General features: G+C 69.1%; 29 protein-coding genes and 1 tRNA gene. 13 read left to right on the top strand and 17 right to left on the bottom strand.

The features are described from left to right. Window positions 1-62: 62 nt before the first annotated feature. A complete protein-coding gene (pdhA, locus tag EYW40_RS03080; protein WP_135820150.1) occupies window positions 63-1,106 on the bottom strand; it encodes a pyruvate dehydrogenase (acetyl-transferring) E1 component subunit alpha in 1,044 nt (347 codons plus the stop codon). A 232-nt stretch (window positions 1,107-1,338) separates the two neighbouring features. On the opposite strand from pdhA, the gene EYW40_RS03075 reads away from it, so the two are divergent. Both EYW40_RS03075 and EYW40_RS03070 read left to right on the top strand, forming a co-directional pair. Further along, window positions 1,339-2,649, top strand: a complete 1,311-nt coding sequence (locus EYW40_RS03075; RefSeq protein WP_135820149.1) for a M28 family peptidase — start codon at window positions 1,339-1,341, stop codon at window positions 2,647-2,649. 54 nt (window positions 2,650-2,703) lie between these two features. After that, window positions 2,704-3,441: an NAD(+)/NADH kinase gene (locus EYW40_RS03070; protein WP_135820148.1), complete on the top strand. Its 738-nt coding sequence runs from the start codon at window positions 2,704-2,706 to the stop codon at window positions 3,439-3,441. A 24-nt stretch (window positions 3,442-3,465) separates the two neighbouring features. On the opposite strand, the gene EYW40_RS03065 is transcribed toward EYW40_RS03070, so the two are convergent. The 9 genes from EYW40_RS03065 to EYW40_RS03025 all read right to left on the bottom strand — a co-directional run bounded on the left by EYW40_RS03065 (window position 3,466) and on the right by EYW40_RS03025 (window position 8,945). After that, complete coding sequence (locus EYW40_RS03065) at window positions 3,466-3,903, bottom strand: DUF7313 family protein (RefSeq protein ID WP_135820147.1); 438 nt, start codon at window positions 3,901-3,903, stop codon at window positions 3,466-3,468. A gap of 68 nt (window positions 3,904-3,971) precedes the next feature. Further along, complete coding sequence (locus EYW40_RS03060; protein ID WP_135820146.1) at window positions 3,972-4,232, bottom strand: DUF7314 family protein; 261 nt, start codon at window positions 4,230-4,232, stop codon at window positions 3,972-3,974. Beyond that, window positions 4,225-4,542 carry a DUF7315 family membrane protein gene (locus EYW40_RS03055; protein ID WP_135820145.1) on the bottom strand — a complete coding sequence of 106 codons (318 nt, stop codon included), beginning with the start codon at window positions 4,540-4,542 and terminating at the stop codon, window positions 4,225-4,227. The genes EYW40_RS03060 and EYW40_RS03055 overlap by 8 nt, the downstream gene beginning before the upstream one ends. Before the next feature lie 8 nt (window positions 4,543-4,550). Beyond that, on the bottom strand, window positions 4,551-5,318 hold the full coding sequence (locus EYW40_RS03050; RefSeq protein WP_135820144.1) for a cytochrome b family protein: 768 nt from the start codon (window positions 5,316-5,318) through the stop codon (window positions 4,551-4,553). Window positions 5,319-5,322: 4 nt separating this feature from the next. Next, window positions 5,323-6,117: a cytochrome b gene (locus EYW40_RS03045; RefSeq protein WP_135820143.1), complete on the bottom strand. Its 795-nt coding sequence runs from the start codon at window positions 6,115-6,117 to the stop codon at window positions 5,323-5,325. Between the two features lies 1 nt (window position 6,118). After that, on the bottom strand, window positions 6,119-6,982 hold the full coding sequence (locus EYW40_RS03040) for a Rieske (2Fe-2S) protein (RefSeq protein ID WP_135820142.1): 864 nt from the start codon (window positions 6,980-6,982) through the stop codon (window positions 6,119-6,121). A 3-nt stretch (window positions 6,983-6,985) separates the two neighbouring features. Then, the gene (locus tag EYW40_RS03035; protein ID WP_135820141.1) at window positions 6,986-7,372 is read right to left on the bottom strand and encodes a DUF7318 family protein; all 387 of its coding nucleotides are present in this window, start codon (window positions 7,370-7,372) and stop codon (window positions 6,986-6,988) included. 2 nt (window positions 7,373-7,374) lie between these two features. Continuing rightward, window positions 7,375-8,019, bottom strand: a complete 645-nt coding sequence (locus EYW40_RS03030; protein ID WP_135820140.1) for a plastocyanin/azurin family copper-binding protein — start codon at window positions 8,017-8,019, stop codon at window positions 7,375-7,377. Window positions 8,020-8,111: 92 nt separating this feature from the next. Continuing rightward, complete coding sequence (locus tag EYW40_RS03025) at window positions 8,112-8,945, bottom strand: DUF7319 domain-containing protein (protein WP_135820139.1); 834 nt, start codon at window positions 8,943-8,945, stop codon at window positions 8,112-8,114. Window positions 8,946-9,088: 143 nt separating this feature from the next. On the opposite strand from EYW40_RS03025, the gene EYW40_RS03020 reads away from it, so the two are divergent. Next, window positions 9,089-9,571, top strand: coding sequence for a DUF7321 family protein (locus EYW40_RS03020; protein WP_135820138.1), 483 nt, complete (start codon window positions 9,089-9,091; stop codon window positions 9,569-9,571). 113 nt (window positions 9,572-9,684) lie between these two features. Here the strand turns inward: EYW40_RS03020 and nth are convergent, their stop codons facing one another. Continuing rightward, window positions 9,685-10,371: an endonuclease III gene (gene nth, locus EYW40_RS03015; protein WP_135820137.1), complete on the bottom strand. Its 687-nt coding sequence runs from the start codon at window positions 10,369-10,371 to the stop codon at window positions 9,685-9,687. 149 nt (window positions 10,372-10,520) lie between these two features. Between nth and mvaD the strand changes: the two genes are divergently transcribed. Continuing rightward, complete coding sequence (gene mvaD, locus EYW40_RS03010; protein ID WP_135820136.1) at window positions 10,521-11,504, top strand: phosphomevalonate decarboxylase MvaD; 984 nt, start codon at window positions 10,521-10,523, stop codon at window positions 11,502-11,504. Window positions 11,505-11,695: 191 nt separating this feature from the next. Then, complete coding sequence (locus tag EYW40_RS03005) at window positions 11,696-12,829, top strand: NAD(P)/FAD-dependent oxidoreductase (RefSeq protein ID WP_135820135.1); 1,134 nt, start codon at window positions 11,696-11,698, stop codon at window positions 12,827-12,829. On the opposite strand, the gene EYW40_RS03000 is transcribed toward EYW40_RS03005, so the two are convergent. Together EYW40_RS03000 and EYW40_RS02995 are read right to left on the bottom strand one after the other, a co-directional pair. Beyond that, on the bottom strand, window positions 12,830-13,189 hold the full coding sequence (locus EYW40_RS03000) for a hypothetical protein (protein ID WP_135820134.1): 360 nt from the start codon (window positions 13,187-13,189) through the stop codon (window positions 12,830-12,832). 69 nt (window positions 13,190-13,258) lie between these two features. Further along, complete coding sequence (locus EYW40_RS02995; protein ID WP_135820133.1) at window positions 13,259-14,002, bottom strand: zinc metalloprotease; 744 nt, start codon at window positions 14,000-14,002, stop codon at window positions 13,259-13,261. 258 nt (window positions 14,003-14,260) lie between these two features. Here EYW40_RS02995 and EYW40_RS02990 point away from each other — a divergent pair, with 258 nt between their 5' ends. From EYW40_RS02990 to EYW40_RS02975, 4 genes are all read left to right on the top strand, one after another. Further along, on the top strand, window positions 14,261-14,467 hold the full coding sequence (locus EYW40_RS02990) for a dodecin family protein (RefSeq protein ID WP_135820132.1): 207 nt from the start codon (window positions 14,261-14,263) through the stop codon (window positions 14,465-14,467). 124 nt (window positions 14,468-14,591) lie between these two features. Next, on the top strand, window positions 14,592-14,792 hold the full coding sequence (locus EYW40_RS02985) for a DUF8119 family protein (protein ID WP_135820131.1): 201 nt from the start codon (window positions 14,592-14,594) through the stop codon (window positions 14,790-14,792). Between the two features lie 104 nt (window positions 14,793-14,896). After that, window positions 14,897-15,406 carry a hypothetical protein gene (locus EYW40_RS02980; protein WP_135820130.1) on the top strand — a complete coding sequence of 170 codons (510 nt, stop codon included), beginning with the start codon at window positions 14,897-14,899 and terminating at the stop codon, window positions 15,404-15,406. Further along, the gene (locus tag EYW40_RS02975; protein WP_135820129.1) at window positions 15,403-17,535 is read left to right on the top strand and encodes a hypothetical protein; all 2,133 of its coding nucleotides are present in this window, start codon (window positions 15,403-15,405) and stop codon (window positions 17,533-17,535) included. The genes EYW40_RS02980 and EYW40_RS02975 overlap by 4 nt, the downstream gene beginning before the upstream one ends. A gap of 40 nt (window positions 17,536-17,575) precedes the next feature. Here EYW40_RS02975 and EYW40_RS02970 read toward each other — a convergent pair whose 3' ends face one another. After that, window positions 17,576-18,214: an NAD(P)-dependent oxidoreductase gene (locus EYW40_RS02970; RefSeq protein ID WP_135820128.1), complete on the bottom strand. Its 639-nt coding sequence runs from the start codon at window positions 18,212-18,214 to the stop codon at window positions 17,576-17,578. A 78-nt stretch (window positions 18,215-18,292) separates the two neighbouring features. After that, entirely contained in the window at window positions 18,293-18,478 is a 186-nt protein-coding gene (locus EYW40_RS02965; RefSeq protein ID WP_135820127.1) for a hypothetical protein, read from the bottom strand. 112 nt (window positions 18,479-18,590) lie between these two features. Between EYW40_RS02965 and EYW40_RS02960 the strand changes: the two genes are divergently transcribed. From EYW40_RS02960 to EYW40_RS02950, 3 genes are all read left to right on the top strand, one after another. Beyond that, window positions 18,591-19,271, top strand: a complete 681-nt coding sequence (locus EYW40_RS02960; protein WP_135820615.1) for a class I SAM-dependent methyltransferase — start codon at window positions 18,591-18,593, stop codon at window positions 19,269-19,271. Window positions 19,272-19,379: 108 nt separating this feature from the next. Beyond that, window positions 19,380-20,180 (top strand): hypothetical protein, encoded by an 801-nt coding sequence (locus EYW40_RS02955; protein ID WP_135820126.1) that lies wholly within the window; start codon window positions 19,380-19,382, stop codon window positions 20,178-20,180. A 253-nt stretch (window positions 20,181-20,433) separates the two neighbouring features. Next, window positions 20,434-20,679 (top strand): DUF6199 family natural product biosynthesis protein, encoded by a 246-nt coding sequence (locus EYW40_RS02950; RefSeq protein ID WP_135820125.1) that lies wholly within the window; start codon window positions 20,434-20,436, stop codon window positions 20,677-20,679. Between the two features lie 129 nt (window positions 20,680-20,808). Here the strand turns inward: EYW40_RS02950 and EYW40_RS02945 are convergent, their stop codons facing one another. Further along, window positions 20,809-21,276, bottom strand: coding sequence for a GNAT family N-acetyltransferase (locus EYW40_RS02945; protein WP_161973150.1), 468 nt, complete (start codon window positions 21,274-21,276; stop codon window positions 20,809-20,811). A 255-nt stretch (window positions 21,277-21,531) separates the two neighbouring features. Continuing rightward, window positions 21,532-21,606, bottom strand: a tRNA-Arg gene (locus EYW40_RS02940). Window positions 21,607-21,701: 95 nt separating this feature from the next. Here EYW40_RS02940 and EYW40_RS02935 point away from each other — a divergent pair. Next, window positions 21,702-22,550: a geranylgeranylglycerol-phosphate geranylgeranyltransferase gene (locus EYW40_RS02935; RefSeq protein WP_135820123.1), complete on the top strand. Its 849-nt coding sequence runs from the start codon at window positions 21,702-21,704 to the stop codon at window positions 22,548-22,550. Window positions 22,551-22,591 lie beyond the last annotated feature (41 nt).

Raw genomic sequence — 22,591 nt, 5'->3', positions numbered from 1 at the left:
TGCGGTTCGGCGGGCTACCACGGTGGGGGTGACCCCGACGGGGACGCGGCCGGCGTGCTCCCTCAGCGGTCGACCGCGGGGTCGTCGCTGACGGCGGCGCGCTGGCGCTCGTACCGGTCGGGCTGCCGGGCGAACACGTGGTCGAACATCTCGTCCGGCGTCGGGCTGTCGTCGGTCTCGGCCGTCTCGACCGCCGCCTCGACCTCCGCGTCGGCCGCCTCCTGCAGCGCGGTCTCGTCGGCCTCGCTCCAGCCGTGGGTCGTTTCCATGTACTCACGGGTGCGCTCCAGCGGGTCCCGCTCCGCGAACTCGGGCACGTCGTCCTCGTCGCGGTACTGCGAGGGATCGTCGGTCGTGGTATGGGGGCCGCGCCGGTACGTGACCGCCTCGACGAGCGTCGGGCCGCCGCCGTTCCGCGCGCGCTCGACGGCGTCGCTCACGACGTCGTGGACGGCGACCACGTCGTTGCCGTCGACGCGGACGCCCTCGATGCCGTAGGCGTCGGCCTTCTCCGCGATGGTGGCCGTCGCGGTCTGGCGCTCCGTCGGGACGCTGATCGCGTAGCCGTTGTTCTGGCAGAAGAACACGACGGGGGCCTCGAACACGCCGGCGATGTTCAGCGCCTCGTGGAAGTCGCCCTCGCTGGTCGCGCCGTCGCCGAAACTCGCCAGCGCGACGGCGTCGTCGCCGCTGTAACGTGCGGCCATCCCGACGCCGACCGCGTGGGGCAGCTGGGTGGCGATCGGGATCGTCGGCGGGAACGTCCGCACGTCGCCGTCCGAGCGGTCGACGTAGTTGCCCTCGCCGAGCAGGTGCCGGACCACCTCGGCCAGGTCGTACCCCCGCTGGAGGTACATCGCGTGGTCGCGGTAGGTCGGGAAGCAGTAGTCCCGCTCGGAGAGCGCCGCGGCCGCGCCGACCTGCGCCGCCTCCTGGCCCTCCATCGGGGCGTACGTGCCGATACGCCCCTGTCGGTGAAGGCTGACCGCTTTCCGGTCGAACGTCCGCGCCAGCACCTGTGTCTGGTAAAACTCGCGGGCACGTTCGGCGGACAGTTCGACGTCCCCGGCCTCGGGGGCGTCGGTTGCGGCCATCACGCGGACCATATCGGCTCCTGCCTGCATCTGATTCACCAACGTTCTATCGGGAACACGGCGGGGGAGGTAATAAATGATCGCAATACTTGCCACACAGCGTGATATTCACGGAGACACTTATAGGACTGGTGATGGTTCGTCAGAAACGAGCCGCCAGCACCGGCGTCTGGTAACGGACCGTCGATAGCACCGGGTCGACCGAGACGAAACGCTTAGGCCGCGGCCCGCTGGAGGGCCTGGCATGACCGAGTGGATCGGTGAGACGTTCACCAGCGACGTCGGGTGGGACCACCTCGAACGGCTCGTCGACGAGGACACGCGCATGGCCGGGAGCGACGGCGAACGTCGCGCCGCCGAGGCGACCCGCGACGCCCTGGAGCGCGTCGGCGCGCGGAACGCGCGCCTCGACGAGTTCGACATTCAGGGGTGGACCCGCGGCGACAGCGCCGTCCGCGCGGGCGACACGACGCAGGACTGCATCGCCCTGCCGCGCAGCCCCGCCGGCGAGGCGACCGCCGAACTGGTCGACCTCGGCTACGGGCTTCCCGAGGACTTCGCGGAGGCGGACGTCGACGGCGCGGTCGTGATGGTCCGCAGCGACGCGCCGGACTACTACGAGCGCTACGTCCACCGCCGGGAGAAGTACTACCACGCCGTCGAGAGCGGGGCCGCCGCGTTCGTCTACCGCAACCACGTCGAGGGCTGTCTCCCGCCGACCGGCAGCGTCGGGACCGCCGAGGACCCCATCGGCGAGATTCCGGCCGTCGGCGTCTCGAAGGAGGTCGGCGCGCGCCTCGCCCGCCGGTTCGCGGGCGACGACGTGACCGTCGCCGTCGACGCCGAGGCGGCCCCGGCGACCAGCGCGAACGTCCACGCCGAACTCGGCCCCGACACCGACGAGGCGGTGCTCGTGACGAGCCACGTCGACGCCCACGACATCGCCGAGGGCGCGATGGACAACGGCGCGGGCACCGCGACGCTCGTCGAGGTCGCCCGCGCGCTCGCCGCCCGCGAGGCCGAACTCGACACGCGGGTCCGCTTCGTCGCCTTCGGCGCGGAGGAGGTGGGCCTCGTCGGCTCCGAGCACGAGGCCGCCCGCGCCGACGCGGCGGCCGTCCGCGCCGTCCTCAACCTCGACGGCGTCGTCCGCGGCCGGACGCTGCAGGCGTACACTCACGGGTTCGACGCGCTGGGCGAGGCCGCCGACGCCGTCGCCGAGCGCTTCGACCACCCGGTCGAGACGGTCCCCGAGATGAACCCCCACAGCGACCACTGGCCGTTCGTCCAGCGCGGCGTCCCCGGTTACCACGTGGCGAGCAAGACCGACGGCGACGGGCGGGGCTGGGGCCACACTTTCGCCGACACGCTGGACAAACTGGCGCCCCGCGACCTCCGCGAGCAGGCCGTGTTGCTGACCGAACTGGCCGTCGAACTCGCGGCCGACGGCTTCGCCCCCGAGCGCAAGTCCGACGACGAGGTCGCCGCCGCGCTGGCGGCACAGGACCTCGCCGAGGGGATGCGGATCACGGGCGACTGGCCGTACGACGAGTGAGCGAAACCTGCAGCCTTTTGCCGGAGGCCCGCCACGCTTCGCGTATGGTGTCCCATGGCCGGTGACGTGACCGTCGCCGTCGAGAGCGACGACGCCGCGCCGCTCGTCGAGGCGGTCGAACGCGCCGCGACCGGCGCGGCCGTCCGACCCACCGGCGGGACCGCGGACGCGGACCTCGTCGTCGCCGACGGGCGGGCGGGACTGGTCGAGTCCGTCCGAACGACCACCGACGCGCTCGTCCTCCCAGTCGACGCCGGGGCCGGCGTCCGGTCGGTCCCCCGGGACGCGGTCGGGCGGGCAGTCGCCGACGTCGCGGCCGGCGCGGCCGACCGCGTCGAGCGCCCGGTGCTGTCGGTGCGGGTCGACGACGCCGACCCGGTCCCCGCCCTCTTCGACGTGACGCTCGTCACCGCCGAACCGGCGCGCATCTCCGAGTACGCCGTCCACGGCGGCGGCCGGCGGATCGACGGGGTCCGCGCCGACGGCGTCGTCGTGGCGACGCCGGCCGGGAGCCGGGGGTACGCCGCGGCCGCCGGCGGCCCGACCGTCGACCCCGCCTGTGCCGCCGTGTCGGTCACCCCAATCGCCCCCTTCGTCACCGACGCCGAGGGGTGGGTCCTGCCGGACGCGTCGCTGGCGCTGTCGGTCGAACGGGACGAGGGCGACGTCTCGCTGCTCGTCGACGGGCGGGACGAGGGGAACCTCTCCGTCGACGCCACGACGCGCGTCTCGCGGGCCGGGGTCGTCGAGGTGGCCGTCGTCGAGGCGAGCGCGGACTTCTACTCGGCGTAACGACGGCGCGGAGAACGGTCGCGGTTACACCACGCCGTTCCAGATGGGCGCGATGACGAAAAACAGCGTCTGGTAGGCCGCGTAGGAGAACACGATCAGCGAGCCGATGACCGCGGCCTTCGGGCGGTCGAGCGGTTCGTCCTTCCGGGCCTCGACCTTCCGGGACTCGAACTCGAAGAAGTCCGTGAGGAAGGTCCCGAGCACGAGCATCGACAGCACGATGCCTGCGTGGTGTGCGATCGTGGTGTAGTAAAACGAGGTGAGGATCAACACGGCGGAAGCGACCTCGTGTGGCAGGTAGCGGGACATCGCCTCCGCGCCGCCGTCGCGCGCCTGCGAGACGTGCGAGCGGTGGGCGAGCAGGCGCGTGACGAACGTCACGAGCACCAGGCCGAGGAGGAGAAACTCCACCTGCGACCGGCCGAGAGCGTCGATGGGGCCGAACATCGATGACGGATCCATACGTGAACCTGTGTTATTGGGCCATTAGTGTTTTTCCAATTCCCCGTCCGACGGGACCGGCGCGGCCGTCACTCCGCCCCGTAGGCGGCGTACAGTTCGCGGCCGACCGGGATGATGACCCAGAACGTCAGCGCGCCCAGGATGGCGAACCAGAACAGCGCATCCTTCAGTTCGAGCGCGATAGTGGTGTACATGTCCGGGTTCGCCGGGTCCGGCCCGGAGAGCTGTTGCTCCTCGAACGAGGGCGTGTTGAACCACCCAGCGAACACCATCCACATCAGGCCCGCGCCGGTGAGGATCCCGAGGCCTTTCGCGAATTCGTCAGCCATCGTTCGATCCTTCGTCGTCGTCGTCTTTAGCGTTTCCCATTTCCGGTGCCCTGAAGCGCGTGGCGAACGCGTACACGCCGGCCCCGCCGAGGATCGCTGCAAGCCCGGCGATGGCCACCACCACGTCGACCTCGCCCAGTTCCGCAGTCGCGCGGTTGGTCGCGGAGTCGAGCAACACGAACCCGAGAATGACGCCCGTGATGGCAAACAGCGTCGAAAACACCGTCACCGTCTTGTACAGCCGGATCGGGACCTCGACCTCCCGCGCGGACCGGTCGTCGCTTCCGCCGTCCGCGTCTGAGGAGGACATCAGGGACCTTACTTCGGCGGCCGCAGCCGGTAGTACCGCCGGTTCAGGTCGTACATGTACCCCTCGCGCATCGACCGCAGCACCGCGTAGCTGATCAGCCCCGCGATCGGCGGGAGCAGGAACGTGATGTCGAACAGCAGGTGCGAGTCCATCGGCAGCAGGTTCTTGATCGACAGGGCGCTGATCGTCGCCGCGAACGTGACGCCCATGACGCCGATGCCGGCCCAGAACGGCTGCTCGACCGGGCGGCGTGCGCTCCCCTTGTTGAGGAACGGGACGATGGCGATGAAGCCGACCACGACGAGGTTGGCGACGACGCCGTACGTGCGGTCGGCCATCAGCTTGTCGCCCCCGAGGATCGACAGTTCGGGGTTGAGCGGCCCGAGTTTCAGCAGGCCGAACGACCAGTAGAGGTACCAGTCCGGCAGGATGATCGCCGGCGTGGTGCTGGGGTCGGCCACGGCCATCATCTCCGGCGGCAGCGTCGCCGAGAGGAAGAGGATCATGCCGACGAAGAAGAACGTCAGCGACAGGTTCCGGATGAGCTCGTGGGGCCACGTCGGGAAGCCGAGCACGTCGCGCTCGACGTAGCTCGACTCCTGCCGGAGGTCCTGGTCCTCGCGGCGGGCGCGCTCGAAGTATTCGTACGTGAGGCGGGACAGGCCCTGTTTGCGCTCCTTGCGCTCCTGCCAGGTCGGCACTTCGTCGTCGGGAGCGACGATGCCCGGCCCGCTGCCGTCGGTTCGCGTCTCGGTGGATTCGTTGTCGTCGGTCATGGTGTTAGTGGGGTTCCGCGATGCCCTGCATCCAGACGATGCCGATGTGGATCGCGATCAGCGTCGTCACGACGAAGGGCAGGAAGAACACGTGCAGGATGTACATCCGCTGCAGCGTGGCCTGCCCGAGCGTGAAGCCGCCGAACAGTAGCTGTGCGACCCACTGGCCGATGAGCGGGATCGAGAGGCTCATCTCGACGCCGATCTGGCCGGCCCAGAACGACAGCTGGTTCCACGGGAGCAGGTAGCCCGTGTACCCGAACACCATCGTCAGGCTGATCAGGACGATGCCGATGAGCCAGTTCAGCTCGCGGGGCTCCTTGTACGCCCCGGTGAAGTACACGCGGAGCATGTGCAGGAACACCGCCGCCGTCATCACCTGCGCGGACCAGCGGTGGATACTCCGGAGCATGTAGCCGAAGTTCAGGTCCGTCATGATGAAGATGACCTGCTCGTAGGCCGCCGCCGTCTCGCCGGCGGTCGCCGGGGAGTAGTAGAACCCGAGCAACGCGCCGCTGACCGCGGCGACGACGTACGCTATCGTCGAGAAGAACCCGAGCGAGTACAGGGGGTACCAGTACCAGAACTTGTTGTCGAGGTTGTACTGCTCGGTGTGGCTCTTGGGCATCTGGAGGTTCGCCTTGTAGTACAGGTTCTCCAGCAGCTCCAGGTAGTCGACGATCCGGAGCCGCTTGTCGAGCCAGATCAGCGACACGAGGAACGTCTTCTCTATCGGCGTGAGGTCTTTCTTCTGCAGCCAGGCGCTGTGGTCGTGTTCGTCTTTCTTTTCCAGGCTCATGTTAGTCGTCCTCCGGGCGCGGCAGCGCCGTGAACGTCCGTTCGACGAGGCTGAACGGGTCGTAGATCGACTGGTGGCACTGGCAGTACACCTCGTCCTCCGCGCCGAACTGCGCGGCGCTCTCGAGGCTCTTCCAGCCCGGGACACAGCAGAAGTGCGTACACTTGTTCAGGTACGCCATGAAGCCCTGATCGGTCGAGGCGGCCAGCCATTCGTCGTCCTGTGCCATCTCCTCGATGATCGGGCTTCGGATGATCTGGACCGGGATGACGGAGTCGACGTCCTGTGACCGCCAGGTCGCCACCGCCGGCTTCCCGAGGCCGCCCTGCCCGATGCCGGTGCCCTCGTAGTCCTCGTAGTCCTCGAAGTCCGCCACCTCGACGATGTCGCCGCCGGACGTCTCCTCGCCCTGCCAGCCGTACGACGGCGGCGGCGAGGCGGAGTAGCGGAAGAAGTTGTCCTGGTCGGCGTCGGGCGCGAGCCCGGGGTAGGACTGGACGCCGCAGTACTGGAACCAGCGGTTGGTGTAGGTGAGGCCGGTGTCCTTGAAGTTCGTCGTCTCGGCGACCTGTATCGTCTCCCCCGAGTCCAGTTCCCGTTCCTGCACCTCGGGCCAGACGCCCTTGACCTGCCCGTCCTCTATCTCGATGGGGATCTGTGGCATCCCGCGCGGGGCCGGGCCGTCGGTGTTCTCTATCGCCATGTACGTCGTCGTGCCGCCGCCGGCACCGGCCCGCGACGTCGCGGAGTCTATCGCCGCGGCGCCCGTCGTGCCGACGCCCGCGAGCGCCGCGCTGCCGACGACGCCTTTCACGAAGCGGCGACGGTCCGATTCGACCGGATACTTGTCTTCGTCCTCTGGCATGGGTTATTTCTTGTAGTAGGGGTACACTGCGCGTTTCACGTGCTCCCAGGCGTTCCCGGCGAGCTCGCGGCCGTCGGCGTCCTCCTCGCGGACGTACAGGTCCTCCCACTTGCGCCGACGCTTCTTGACGATCATGACGTCGGGGAGGAACTCCTTGCGGTACAGCAGGAGGATGAACGCCAGGTCGACGAAGATGACGGCGAGGACGAAGCCGAGATACATGTTCCCGGTCTCGACGTATCCCCAGCCGTTGACCATCCCGTACGTGAACAGCCCGACGAACACGACTTCGACGACGGTCAGCAACACGATGGCGATCGCCGCCGCGGTGCTCTCGCGGGCCGGTTCGTAGCGGTGAATGTCGCCGTAGGTGCTTCCTTGCGATGACATGATTACCTCCTGTTGGGGCTACTGGAGTGCGGTGATTCGCCGTACTTCAGCACGTAGAACGAGTAGACCAGCGACACGAAGACGGCGAGCAGGGTCGCGATCCCGACGAAGTGTGCCTGGAACGGGACGCCGAGTTCGTGGGGGTCGACCTCGCCGCCACCGCCGCCGCCGGCGTTGGGGTTCTGGCCGCCCTCGGTGACGTGGATGACGGCCTCCATGCCCAGGGACTGGTGGGGCGAGCAGTAGTACTCGTAGTCGCCGAGCACCTCGAAGGTGTGCTCGTGGGTGAACCCCTCGTTCTCGATGGGTTCGTGGCCCTCCCAGTCGGAGTCCTCGGGCTTGCTGTCGACGATGATGTTGTGACCGTCGGAGGTCCAGTCGAACGTCACCGTGGTCCCCGGAGCGATGTACAGTTCCGCGGGGTCGTACACGTTGTCGCCGGTCAGCGCGACGGTCTCGCTCCCGCCGCCGGCACCGCCGCCGGCGGTCTCGTTGCCGTCGGTCCCGTTGCCGGCGGTGCCGTTACCGGAGGTGGTGGTTCCGTTCTCCTGCCCCCCCTCCTGTGCGACGGCCGGCGGCGCCGCACCCGCGACGGCGGCGGCGCCCGTTACGCCGCTGGCTGTTTTCAGAAAGTCCCGCCTGTTCATACGCGTGGAATTCGGGATTGTGTTCGCTTAAAGCCTCCGATGATGACGACGAAACGGGGCCGCGGGCAGCGGAACGCGTGGCCGTCGAGCGCTCACGGCTCGTTCGACTCGCCGTCGATCCCGGGCCCGTCACCGTCCGCGTCGTCGAGCGGGAGAAACTCCGGTCGCTCTCCGTCTTCGAGCCCGATAGACCGCAGGCGGTCCCGGTACTCCTCGGACCGGAACCGGTCCGAGAGCCGCGCGTTCGCGACCGTGGTGAACAGGAGGACCCCGACGACGAAAAAGACGAGCGCGGCGACCACCGCGATCCCGGAGAGGTCGGCGAACAGCCAGCCCCCGACCAGAACCAGTCCGCCGAGTATCTGGATCGCCGCAACGAGTTGTAACATCAGGTTGCCGAGTTCGCCGCTTCCCTCGGGGACCGTGTCGGGGTCCGGCAGCATCGCCCCGTCCGCCGGCGGCTCGGGCACGTCGTAACTCTCCATCGAGCAGAGCGCGACGGTCGGTTTCACGTCGCGCATGACGGTCCCGAAGCCCTCGACGGTCCCGTCGGGGTATATCATCGCGTACCCCTCGTCCGAGTAGGCGAGCAGCCGCTGCTCGCCGTCCTGTCGGACGCGTTCGAGTGCGGCGAACACCTGCCGGTCGGCGATCTGCGTGGCGAGGTCCGCCTCGACGCGGTCGAGCAGTTCCCGGCCGGTGATCCACGTCTCGTCGTCGAAGGCGGCGTCCCACTCCTCCGGACTCATCTCGGCCATCTGCTCCGGGCCGAAGTCCTCGAAGTCGTACCGCTCCTCGACGCGCTCGCGGAGTTCGGCCTCCGAGAGCTCCTCGACCGGTCGCTCGGCGTCGTCGCTCGTCGGCGGGTCGGCGTCCGCCGACCGGTCGGCGTCGCCCTCCTCCGGAGTCGATGGCGAGTCGGCCATTGTCAAACGATCGGTCCCCCACGGGTTTATCGGTTGTTCTTCCGCGCCCGCCCGGCGGCCGACCCGTCCCGGCGACCGCACCGGCTCGCTCCCCTCACGGACGGATCACGTCCTTTAACGCGGGGCCGTCCCAACCATCGACAATGGCGTCGGACCTCGCCCTCGCGACGGTCGCTGCCGCCCTCGTCACGCTCAGCTTCCCGTTTTACCTCTACGGCGCGTGGGTGATGATCGACGCGGAGACGGTCACCTGGGACCTGCTGGTCTATCACCTCAAGTTCATCGTCGTCGGCCTCGTGCTGAACACGGTGCCCGTCGTCGTCTGGATGGTTCCGCGGCTGTTCGACCAGCTCGGCGGCTTCGCCGCCGCCCACGCCTTTTTCGGCCTGCAGGCGTACGCAATGTTGACGTTCGCGCTGACGGGTATCGTCCGCATTCTGCAGGCCAAACGGGCCCACGACCTCTACGACGACCCCGAGCAGGACCTGTCGCTGTCGGACCTCCACGAGAACGCCGACGACTGGCGGCGGCGGCTCCGGATCGGCGTGTTCGGCTACGTGTTCTTCTGGCTCGTCGCGTACGTGCTGGGGGCGGCGCGGTACGTCGTCAAGTACCAGATCGTCTGAACCGACGGGAACAGACCGGCGACGACGTTACGGTTCCTCGTTGTGGTGGTCGCCGGACATCCCCTGTTCGCTCGCCTCCCCCGCGCGCACCGTATCCCCCTCGTCGACGGCCGTCACTCCCACGGCTCGCCGCTCGCCAGGTCGACGTCGCCGTCGCCCTTCTCCGAGGGGCAAAGGTCAGCCAGCACGCAGTCCGCGCAGTCGGGGTTCCGGGCCGTACACGTCGCCCGGCCGTGGTCGATGAGCAGGTGGGTGAACTCCTGCCACGACCGCTCCGGGACGACGTCGAGCAGGTCCTCCTCGATGGCTTCCGGCCGCTCTTTCTCGGTGAGGCCCAGCCGGCGGCTGATCCGCTGGACGTGGGTGTCGACGACGATCCCCTCGACGACGTCGTGGCCGTGCTGGAGCACGACGTTCGCCGTCTTCCGGCCGACGCCGGGCAGTTCGGTCAGTTCGCTCATCGTGTCCGGCACCTCGCCGTCGTGCTCCTCGACGATGATCCCCGCGGACTCCTTGATGTACCCGGCCTTGCTGTTGTGGTACGTGATAGAGTCGATGTACCCGTTTATCTCGTCCTCGTCGGCGGCGGCGTAGTCAGCGGCGTCGTCGAACGCCTCGAACAGGTCGGCGGTCGCCTCGTTGACCCGCTCGTCGGTACACTGCGCCGAGAGCACGACCGCGATCAGCAGTTCGAGCCGGTTCGAGAAGGAAAGCGAGATGGTGCTGTCGGGGTACTCCTCCTCCAGTCGGTCGATGACCTCCTCGGCCTGCGCGGCCCGCGGCGAGAGCGGCGTTCCCATGCCACCGTCTCGCGGCCCCGCGCTACTAAGCGATCCGAAAGGCGGCGGGTCGCCGCCGCGTAGCGCCGCCCGACGGCGCGGGGACCGGTAGACCTGCCCGGGTGTCCGCATCCGGGGATTTTAAGCGGGCCGGCCACACGGGGAGACGTATGAAAGCCACCGCGAAAGCGCACCCCATCCAGGGCATCGTCAAGTACCACGGGATGCGCGACGAGCGCCTGCGCCTGCCGTACCACGACAGCATCAGCGTCTGTACGGCCCCGAGCCACACGAAGACGACCGTCGAGTTCGACATCGACTACGACGAGGACACGTTCGTCGTCGACGGCGAGGAACTGGAAGGCCGCGGGTACGAGCGCGTCGAGCGCGTCGTCGAGGAGGTGCGCGACCGATCGGAGGCCGCCCACACCGTCTACCCCGTCCGGATCGAGAGCGAGAACTCCTTCCCGTCGAACGTCGGGCTGGGCTCCTCCTCCTCGGGCTTCGCGGCGGCGGCGATGGCGCTCGCGGAGGCCGCTGACCTCGACCTGACCCGCCCCGAGATCTCGACCATCGCCCGCCGTGGCTCCTCGTCTGCCGCCCGCGCCGTCACCGGCGGCTTCTCCCACCTCTACGCCGGTCTCAACGACGAGGACTGCCGCTCCGAGCGCATCGAGACGCCGCTCGAGGACGAGGTCAAGACCGTCATCGGCCTCGTCCCCTCCTACAAGGAGACCGAGGAGGCTCACCGCGAGGCCGCCGACAGCCACATGTTCGAGTCCCGGCTGGCCCACATCCACGACCAGATAGTCGAGGCGAAGGACGCGCTCCGCGAGGGCGACTTCGAGCGCACGTTCGAACTGGCCGAGCACGACTCGCTGTCGCTCGCCGCCACGACGATGACCGGCCCCGCCGGCTGGGTGTACTGGCAGCCCGCCACCCTGCAGGTGTTCAACGCCGTCCGCCAGCTCCGCGAGGAGGAGGACGTCCCCGTCTACTTCTCGACGGACACCGGCGCGTCCGTCTACGTCAACACCACCGACGAGTACGCCGAGCAGGTCAAGGAGGTGCTGGAGGAGGTCGGCGTCCAGACCACCATCTGGGAGGTCGGCGGCCCCGCGCAGGTTCTCGACGAGAGCGAGGCGCTGTTCTAAACGAACTTTTTCCGTCTCGGGTTCGCCTGCGGCGAACCGCTCGACGCAAAAACTTCGATGAAAAAGGCCGCCTTCGCGGGACTCCGTCCCGCTCCGGCGGTGAAACGCCGCCTTCGGCGGCGTATGCTTCACACCACCGGACTACTTGGCGACCCCTGAACCCATTAGCGTCCGGTCCTAACCCACCGAGGATGCAAGTCGCAGTGTTCGGCGGCGGCTACGCCGGCGTGGCGCTCGTGCGGCGGCTGGAGGACCGACTCCCCGAGGACGTCGACATCCTGCTCGTCGACGACTCGGGCGAGCACCTGGTCCAGCACGAACTGCACCGGGTCGTCAGGCGGCCGTCGCTGGCCGAGGACATCACCGTCCCGCTGACGGACGTGGTCGACCGGGCGGCCGTCCGGCGGGGCCGAGTGACCGACGTCGACCCCGAGGAAAACGCCGCGACGCTTTCGAGCGGCGACCGCGTCGAGTACGACATCGGCGCGGTCGCGCTGGGCGCGGAGACGGCGTTCTACGGCCTGCCGGGCGTCGAGGAACACGCGACGCCGCTGAAGCGGGTCGAGCACGCCGAGCGGATCCGCGAGGACTTCCTCGCGGCGCTCGACGCCGGCGGCCGGGCGGTCGTCGGCGGGGCCGGCCTCTCCGGGGTCCAGTTGGCTGGGGAACTGGCCGCGCTGGCCCGCGAGGAGGACGCCGACGCCGAGGTCACGCTGTTGGAGCAACTCGACGCGGTCGCGCCGGGGTTCGAGCCGAAGTTCCAGCGCGCCGTCCGGGACGCCCTGGAGGAGCGCGGCGTCGACGTGCGCACCGGCACGCCCGTCGCGAGCGCGGACGCGGACGCGGTGGAATTAGATAGCGGCGAGCGACTCCCCTACGACGCGTTCGCCTGGACCGGCGGCATCCGCGGGCCGGGGGCGCTCCGCGGCGAGCGCCCGCGGGTCGACGGCCGGCTCCGGGTCGGCGGGTCGACGTTCGTCCTCGGCGACGCCGCGCAGGTCGTCGACGCGGACGGGGAGGCGGTGCCGGCGAGCGCGCAGTCGGCGATCCGCGAGGCCCGCACCGTCGCCGCGAACGTCGCGGCGCTCGTGGCCGACGACGACGGCCTCTTCGAGCCGCGACTGGAGCAGTTCCGCTTCGACTCGCCGGGCTGGCTGGTCAGCGTCGGCGACGGGGCCGTCGCGCAGGTCGGCCCCTCGGTCGTGACCGGGCGGGCGGCCGTCGCGCTCAAGGCCAGCGTCGGCGCGGGCTACCTGAGTTCCGTCGGCGCGGTCCGGAACGCGGTGGACCTGGTCAACGAGGAACTCGACCTGACGGTGGGCTGATCACATCCCGGGGACGCCCACCGCGCCGAACGTCGTCAGTTCCAGCAGCGCGAGCACGTAGAGGACGACCAGCACGGCCACCCACGCGATCAACGCGATCAGGGCCGCGTCGAGCCAGCCGCCGGGGTACCGCCAGTTGATCACGGCGAGGTAGGCAAGCAGCGTCAGGATCGGCCCGAGCAGCGGGATCCAGCCCACGAAGAAGCCAACGACGCCCCACACGACCGCCCCGATCAGCGCCGTGACGATGGCGTAGGTGTAGTCGTCCACGTCGGCGACCGCCCGCCCCCCGACGTAGATGCCGAGCGCGCCGATGAGCAGGCTGACAGCGAACACGATGAGCGAGTCGACGAGTGCCATGCCGGCGGTTCGACGCGGCCCCGTTTTAGAATTGGCGGCTTATGTGCCGCGGGGCGGCGAAATTTCGGGTTACTCCCGAAGCGCGGGGAGCCGCGTCTCCCCGTCGTAGGCGGAGATAGCCTCGGCGGCGCGGTCAGAGAACCGAAACGAGAGCCGGCGGTCCGCGTCGCCGTCACCCCGGGCGGCGGTCCCGCACCCACAGTCACCGCCCCCGTCGGTCCAGGCGTAACTGCTCAGCATCGGCGTCGCGACCTCGGCTTCCCCCCGGCGTTCGACGGTCCCGTGGTCATGTGACAGGCCGAGCGCGTGGCCGCATTCGTGGAGGAGCACCTGCGTGACCCGCGCCGGCGTCGAGTACGGGACGACCGGGCCGACCTCATCGGCCGGCGGCATCGCGGCGAGGTGGCGCGCGCCGCCGACCGCGGCGACGTGTGCACCGCCCATCCCCGTCGGCGCGTCGGCCATCGGGCCGTCCGTGACGAGGAGGTTCACGTCGTCGACCGGGTCGACGTCGCCTTCGCCGGCCAGCCCCGCCGCGAGGGCGCCGGGCCACTCGCCGGACCGCACCACCTCGTACCCGTGTTCGTGCCCCACCGCGACGGTGCCGCCCCGGGTCACCGACACGTCGTCGCGGACCGCCCCGAACGCCAGGGCGAGGTACTCGGCCGCCCGGCGTCCCGCGCCGTCGCGTCGGGCGGCGCGCTCCGAGAGCCACACGCGCACGTCCAACCCGCCGTCGCGCCACCGGCGCTTCGCCAGCGCGCCGAGCGTCCCGACGTGCGCACAGCGTTTCAGAAACGAACGCCGGTCCACCGGTATCGCCTCATTATATTTCTCGAAAACCGATATCTATCCGAATAACCTAAACTTTCTGGTCGGTGTGGGGCCGCCTCGCTCGGCCGTGTCGACCCGCGTAGCCGGCTACGCCCGGCTTACCGCCGGCCTCGTCCACGTTCGCGAACAGATCCGTCCGGGACTGCGAGGCCGGCACGGACGGCGACGCCGGCGCCGCGCCGTCGCCCCGGGTACGCACAGAGAAACAAAACCCCCCGGCGTCGTACGCGCCGTCGCATGACCGCAGTCAAGATCATCAAGGTGATGGGAACGTCCGACGACTCCTGGCAGGCGGCCGCCGAGGAGGCGTACCGCCAGGCCAGCCAGACGGTCGACGACATCAGCGGGGTCGAGGTGGAGGACTGGACCGCCGACGTCGACGACGGCGAGATAACGCAGTACAAGGCGACGGTCGAGGTGGCGTTCCCGGTCCACGACGAGTAACTCGACAGCTGCCGGGCGGGCCCCGCTCGACTGGCGCGACCCGGGCGGGAACCGGGACGGCGACTGAATCACGAGGTCCGGCGGGACAGGGCATTTTATGCCAGCGGTCCACGTGGTCCCCGCCATGGGTCGACTCGATGCGCTCGCCGACCACCTCGACGAACACGGGTTCGGGATGCTCACCGACCTCGCGTTCGCCATCGTCTGGGTGACCGGCGTCTCGCTGTTCTTCGAGGTCACGAACGGGCCGCAGTGGGCCTACTACCTGTTCATGTTCGCCGGCGTTGTGGCGTACTTCGGGTTCATGGGGCCGCTGGAGGACTGACCGGCGGCTAAGTACCTCCCGGCCCGGCGTCGCCCGACGGCCTCGCGACGGCCCTGCGGTGAGGCCGACATGCTTATCCCGAGATCCTGATAAGGGACACCAGCATGGTGGGGACCCGGGCCGTGACCCTGGTCGTCGTCGGCGCTCTCGCCGCGACGGTGCTCGCGTCCGGACCGCTGGTGCCCGTCGACCTCACGACCGCCGACGGGACCTGCGAGGGCGGCGCGCTCGCCGCCGGGGGGAGCGCGACGGTCGAACGGGCCACGGTCGCCGACTCGGCGGCGCTCACCCGGTCCTCGTTCGGCGCGGACGTGTACCGGCTGGAGGTCCCGGCCGCCGAGGTGACGGCGACCGACGTCCGCGGGTGCGTGCGGTTCACCTACGAGATCCGCGTTGCCGGGCTCGGGGTGCGCTCGTTCTCGGTGGCGACGGTGTCGGCTGACTCGAACGGCGAGGCGCGGATCTCGATCCCGAAATCCTCGTTTGCCCCCGACCGGATCACGGAGGACGAGTACGCCGCCGAGGTGCGCCTGATCTACCGCGGCACCGAGAACGGGGCTGCGGTCGAGCGCACGGTGGCGAGCCGAAACGTCACGGTGGAGGTAGACCGGTGAACGGTTCCTCCCGCGACGCGGTCGACGACTGGGCGGCGCGGACGACCGCCGTCGCCCGGCGGTGCGGCCGGGCGGTGTTCGGTGACTACGCGGGGCTGTTCGTCTTCCTGCTCGCGTGTACGGCGGCGATGGTCCTCTGGCGGACGACGTTTTCGATCACCGACAACCTGACCGTCGCCAACGGGTTGGTCGCAGTGAGCGACGGCCACATGCACGTGGCCCAACCAACGTACGGCGACACGCTCGCCACGCCCGGAATGTACGAGATCGACGGGCGGGCGTACCCGCGGAACTACGCGCAGATCGCCGTCGCGCTGCCGGTGCTGTGGGCGTTCGACGCCGTCGCCGCGGTCGCGGACGTCCGAATCGCCCTCGCCGCCCTGTGGAGCCTCCTGCTGTTCGCCACGGCGAGCGTCGGGGGCCGGCTGGTCGGCCGGCGGGAGACCGCTCACCTGCTTGGTGGTGGCGTCGCTCTCGCCGCCTTCGCCGCCAACGTCGCCCTCGCGACGCCGTTCCCGTACGAAAACCTGGCGTACACCGCACTCCAGTTCGCGACGGTCCTCGCTTCCGCCGCGACCGCCCTCGTCGCGTACCGCCTCCTCGTGCACGCGTACGAATCGTCCGTCGGCCTCGCCGCGGGCGTCGCCGTCGGCGTCGCGTCCCCCGCCCTCCTCTGGGCGACGATCCCGAAGCGACACGTCCTCACCGGCCTGTTCGCGTTCCTCACGCTGTACTGCCTCTACCGGAGTCGCGGGGCCGACGGGGAGTCGTCGTATCGAGGTTACCGAGCGGCCGCCTACGTCCCGGTCGGGCTGACGGCGTGGCTGAACGCCTCGGAGGGGCTGGTGCTGTTCGGCGCGCTCCTCGTCGCCGACGCCGTCACCGCCCGGGAGCACGGCCTCCGGACGCTCGCGACGGTCGCCGCGGGCTTCGCGCTCTCGTTGCTCCCCTTCCTCCTGACGAACTACCTCGTCTCGGGTGACCCCTTCGCGCCGCCGCGCATGCTCGACCGGTACGGGTCGGCGGCGGTGGACGAGACGGTGACCGAGGAGGCCTCGGCGATCGGCGACGACCTGAACGCGGGCGACGGGGGCGGCGAGGCGGCTGGCGGGGAGAGCGGCGGCACGGGTGGCGACGGCAGCGGAAGTACCGGGAGCGGAGGCAACGGGAGTGCAGGCAACGGGAGTGCAGGCAACGGGAGCGCCGGAAGCGAAGGCGGCGGAAGTACGGAGGTCGGAGGCGACGGGACGGAACGTCCCGGAGCCACCGGAGGCGATAGCGACGGGAGCGGCGGCGGTGGCAGCAGCGGGGTCGCCGGCGGCATCGACGTCCTCCTCGGCCGGGTCTCCGCCCTCTGGACCGGATTTTTGGTCCGTGCCCTCGGCGTTTTCGACCGGGTGGTGCTGTTCACCGACTTCCTCTCGCAGGGCGTCGACGCCGTCCGGCAGGAGCCCGAGCGGCTGTACCACGCGTTCGTCCGGAGCGGCTACTTCGGGTTCTCGTCCGGGGGAGCCACCGGACTCGCGATCAACGTCGCCTTCCTGGAGGCGTTCCCGGTCGCGGGCGTGTTGCTGACCGTCCCGGTCGTCGCCGCCCGGAGGGGGTATCGCGGGCTCCGCGCCGGAACGGCCGGGCTGCGCTCCCGCCCCCTCGTCGCCGCCGACGTCTTCGTCGCGTCGTACGCCGTTTTGATCACGCTCCTGTACATCTACCGGCTCCCGCTCCACGCGACGCTGACCGTCCGGTACGTGTACCCGCTGTTCCCGCTCGCCGTCTACGGCGCGGCCCGCCTGCCCTGTGTCCGCGCGGCCGTGACCGAACGGGGGACGTGGCTCGCCTTCGCGTACGCCGGGAGCGTCCTCGTCGGCGGCCAGCTCGTCGCCATCGCGGTCGTGACGCGGGGCTACACCGCCGACGAGACGATACAGGGGCTGGCGCTGCTGGCGCTCGGCGTGATGGCGGCCCTGGTCGCCTGGGCACTCAGCGCGGCGTTCGACCGCACGAACGCCGGCGTCGGGGCCGTCCTGCTCGGCGTCGGCGGCGGCGTCGCGACCGTGCTCATGTGCGCCTTCGCGCTGCTGTTTTTCGGTCCGACCGGCGAGTTCGTGCTCCCGATACTCCCGAGGTGAGCCGTTCGACGGCCGAGAAATAGAGCGCGATTCGACCGTCTCAGTAGCCGGTGCCGAGGTACGTGTGGACCGCGTTCGCCTCCTCGAGTTCGTCGGCGAGCGCCACGGCGAAGTCCTCCATGGAGATGTAGCTCTCGCCGTCCTCGTCGGCCACGAGTTCGCCCGCGGCGGTGCGGTACTCGCCGGTCCGTTCGCCGGGTTCGATCAGCGCGGCCGGCGCGAGGTACGTCCACTCGAGGTCGTCGTCGTCCGCGAGGACGTCGTAGGCGTCGATCGCCGCACGCGCCAGCGGCTCCCACTCGTCGGGGAAGTCGTCGGTCTCGACGAGGCGGGTATCCGGCCCGACGGACAGGCCACCAGCACCGCCGGTCCACACGAGACGGTCGACCGACGCGCGGCGCAGCCCCTCGATGACGGCCTCCATCATGTTGACGAGGACGTCGGGGGAGGTGTCCTCACCCGGACCAAGCGTCGACGCGACCGCGTCGTGTCCCGCCGCCAGTTGCGCCACGTCGTCGGGGTCGGTCGCGTCGCCGGCGACCGCGACGAACGACGCGTCCTCGACCCCCTCGACCTCGCCGCTCCGGGAGACGCCGGTGACGTCGTGCCCGCGGTCGAGCAGTTCGTTCGCGACTCGGTGGCCGATACGACCGCTCGCGCCGAGCAGGAGTACGTCCATGCGGAGGAATTCGTCCGAGCGGGCCAATACCCTTTGGGAACCGATCGATCTTGCCCCCAGCCGGGGCTCGCCGCCCGCCTACGACTGGGTCTCGACGAGTGTTTTGACGCCGAACAGGACGAGCAGAACGCCGACGCCCGCGGCCGCGAGCGTCGTTCTGTGACGTGGTTTGGCGGCCGGTATCTGGATCACGACGAGCAGCCCCGCCAGGACACCCAGCGCTCCGACGGCGACCGCTACGGTTCGCCTCGTTCCCTGCGCCATAGTCGACACTACTGACGGAACGGTGATAGGAGTGACGGGGATTCCGGCGGCGCGGGAAGCCGACCCCCGACGTTATCAGGTGGGCCGCAATAGCTCGATGCGTTCGCCACCCATGGCACAGCCGAACCGAGACGACGACGCCGTCAAAGAACTCGTCCGGCGACACTGGGACGGCCGGGCGGCGACGTTCGACGACGAGCGCCATCACGGGATCCACTCCGCGGAGCAACGGGACCGCTGGCTCGCGGTGTTGCGCGAGTGGGCGGGCGACGACCCCCGTCGCGTCCTCGACGTCGGCTGCGGGACGGGCGTCGTCTCGTTGCTGCTGGCGGCGTTGGGTCACGACGTCGTCGGCGTGGACTTCGCCCCGGCGATGCTCGACCGTGCACGCGAGAAGGCCCGGCGGGCGAACCGGTCGGTCGCGTTCCTCCGCGGCGACGCGGAGACACTCGGGCTGGCGGCCGACAGCGTCGACCTGGTGGCCGCGCGCCACCTCGTCTGGACGCTCCCCGACCCCGCCGGGGCGCTCCGAGAGTGGCAACGGGTCGTCGCGCCCGGCGGCCGGATCGTCCTGATCGAGGGCTACTGGGACCACGACGAGCCGTGGGACGAGTACGAGCACGTCGCCGGTGACCTCCCGCTGTACGACGGCCGGCCGCCGGACGAACTGACCGAGGTGCTCGTCCGCGAGGGCCTCTCCGACGTCACGCACGCCCCGCTGATGGACCCGACGCTGTGGGGCCGGGAGCCACGGCACGACTACTACGTCATCGGCGGCACCGTCCCCCGCTGACGTGTGCGGATCGCCCGGGGTTCAGATGGGTGACGTGTGCGGGTCGTCCGGGGTTCAGATGGTCACCGACGACTGGATTTAACGGATAGCGAAGCGTTTGCCCGACCGATGGTCCCCGCACTCGCGCGAACGCACCGACTGGAGTGCGAGCGGTTCGCGGAATCGCTTCGTGCCGTGGTCGAAGCAGCGCTCGACGAGGTGACCCGCGCGACCGTCTACCTTCACGAGGAGGAGCGACGGACGGAGCCCGACGGGGAGGAGTGTGCCCGCGTCTGGGCGAACGCCCGCGAGGCGTTCCGTCGGACGCCGGAGGTTGACGACGATGAAGGGACGGCATGGACCTGTGACCTCCGCGGCGTGCCCGATCGGACGGCCGTGCTGAACCTCATCGACCTGACCGACGGCGTCGCCGGCCAGCGCTTCGTGTTCCGCCTCGAACTCTCCCGCGATGGGACGCCCGTCCTCGACGCGGTACCCCACCACTCCGACGCCGGCATCGACGCGACGGCGTTCGACGATAGCGTGCTCCCCCGTATCCGTGCGCAACTGAGCGATCACGCGGCGTGTCTCGTCCCGACCGGGACGCGGGTCGAATGGGTCTGCGACGACCGGCGGTGGTCGATCGGCGGGTTCTCGCTGTGCAAGGCCACGCTCGACGAGCGCCGCACGAGTTGCTACGGACTGTCGAACCTCCGGCGCGTTCGACGGGATGAGGACGGGGCGACGCTGTGGCTCGACTGGGAGACGGACCCCATCGGGGACGACCTCGTCGGTCGAACGCTCTCCCGAGTCGTCGACCGGCTGTACAGCCCGCCGCGGACGCTCCCCTGTGAGACTCCCGAGCGAGCGAGGCGGGTCGAGGCGACGCTCCGGGAGATGCTTCTGCAGTACGACGGTCGGAGCGTGTGACGCCGAAGGTGCGGGTGCGACACGACTCGGCACCGCGGCCTCGACCGTTTGAGGGACAGCCGATCCGTCGATGCACCGGCCGGAAGTAACTGAAGGGAGTCTGAGCCATCTGCCGACTCACCAAACAGAGGGTTCTGCGACGGATCTCTCAAAAACCGCCGCCTGCTCCGTCATCCCTCGACGGCAGTAGATACGGAAACGTACGATCGCGTATATAGTAACGCTTTCCTAGTTCGGGGAGGGTCTCAGTGATATGGTCCCCGAAGGCTTCCAGTTGTTCAAGTCGGCGTTCCAGCTGATAGCCCTCCTCGTTGCAGTCTTCGCGCTTGCGATGGCTGCGTATCCTCGTCAGCTGACTCGGTGGCAGATGCATGGTCCAAACGGTACTACACAAATCGAACCGAGTCGGATGCGTCTCCTCATGACGCGTGTTATGGGCGTCGTCGTCGCGGGTATTGCTCTCCTCATGGCGGTCGGGAGCGGTGTGATACTCCCCTGAGGCAGCCTTAGACAACTTGACTGACTACCGGTCGGCCCGATATCGACTCTCCCGGGCAAGACACGAGTAGTGAAGTGTCGGAACTCGAGGACGAGTGATAGATACAGGTGAGGGATTTAGCAACGTGGTCTACAACTCCTTTTCCAATACGGGTGCGTCGTAGGGTCGCTCGTCCAACCGCTCGATCCCCACCCGTTCATATCCGGCGCGTCGATACCAGCCTTCGAGAAACGGATGACCGGACAGCGTGCGAAGTCGTATTCTGTCCCAACCTTCCGAGTTGGCATACTGCTCGGTCGATTCGAGGAGATCGCCTCCGATCCCTCGTTCCTGCCAGTCCGGAGAGACGGCAAGACGGCCGATTTCAGGGACTTCCCAGTCTGAACGAGGGATGAGTTGGCTGGCACCAACGATCTCCCCGTTTCGAGTGGCAACGAAAACCGAACGAGTGCGGAGCCACTTTCTCACAGTAGCCTCGTCGACCGAAACGACACTCGATGGAAACCCCATCCGCTCGTTCTCTTTGTATGCACTCCGGTACAGATTGACGAGAGCGGCTACGTCACCGCCTGTTGCCTCCCGAATGCTGAAAGACACTATCCATAGTTCCACTCTGATCTCAATAACGATTCCGTTAGATACGCCCGACCTGTCATCCGGTGACTGATCAGCGAATTCCGAAAGAAAGCAGCCCGGTTTGTTGCGCTTTTCTCCGTACCCAGGAGGGGTCCTTCCTGAACGGGTTTTCGTCGGACACGGACTCGGTGACAGCGACTAGATCGTCAGTATGTAGAAAATTTGTTAAATTGAAAACACGGATCATCACACCGTTGTGTTGCGAATTGGCTGGTATGGGCGCTGCAGGATTTGAACCCGCGACAGCTTGGTCCGAAGCCAAGTACTCTGTCCAAACTGAGCTAAGCGCCCGCAGTCGATCAGAGGGTGACGGGGCGATTTAAACCCAATGATCTCACCGGCCGGGTTCCGCGCGATTTATAAGCGATCCGTCGGGAGGGAGGGGCATGAGCGTCGGACGGCGGCTACGCGGGCTGGTCGAACTGATGCGGCCGGTCAACGCGGTCGCCGCGGGGGTGCTGACGTTCGTCGGGGCGTTCGTCGCCGTCGGGCTGTCGGCGTCGCCGGCGCGGGTCGGGGCCGCCGCGGGGGCGACGGTGCTCGCGACCGCCGCCGGCAACGCGATAAACGACTACTTCGACCGGGAGATAGACGCGATCAACGACCCCGACCGGCCGATCCCGCGGGGCGCGGTGTCGCCGCGGGGGGCGCTGGCGTTCAGCCTCGCGCTGTTTCTCGGGGCGGTCGCGCTGGCGGTCACGCTGCCGCCGCTTGCGCTTGGCATCGCCGCGGTGAACCTCGTGGCGCTGGTCGCGTACACGGAACTGTTCAAGGGGTTGCCCGGCGTCGGCAACGTCGTCGTCGCCTTCCTCGGCGGGAGCACGTTCCTGTTCGGCGGGGCGGCGGTCGGCCGTCCCGGCGCGACGGTCGTCCTCTTCCTGCTGGCGGCGCTGTCGACGGTGACCCGGGAGATCATCAAGGACGTCGAGGACGTCGACGGGGACCGCGAGGAGGGGCTGAACACGCTCCCCATCGCGGTCGGCGAACGCCGGGCGCTGTGGGTCGCCGCGGGCGCGCTCGCCGTCGCGGTGCTTGCCAGTCCCGTGCCGTACCTGCGGGGCACGTTCGGGGCGGCGTACCTGCTCGTCGTGGTGCCGGCCGACGCCGTGATGGTGTACGCCGCCGCGGAGAGCTTCGACGACCCGACCGCGGGGCAGGCCCACATCAAGTACGGCATGTTCCTCGCGGCGGTGGCGTTCGTCGTCGGTCGGAGCGTCGGTGTCGCTCCCCTGTGATCCCCCGAGACACATTTTTTTCTACCTCGTTCTCAATTGAA

The sequence above is a fragment of the Halostella litorea genome (genome assembly GCF_004785955.1).
Lineage (GTDB): Archaea > Halobacteriota > Halobacteria > Halobacteriales > Natronoarchaeaceae > Halostella > Halostella litorea.
Note: the sequence above shows the minus strand (reverse complement) of the source record. Positions and strands in the feature narration are given on the sequence as shown.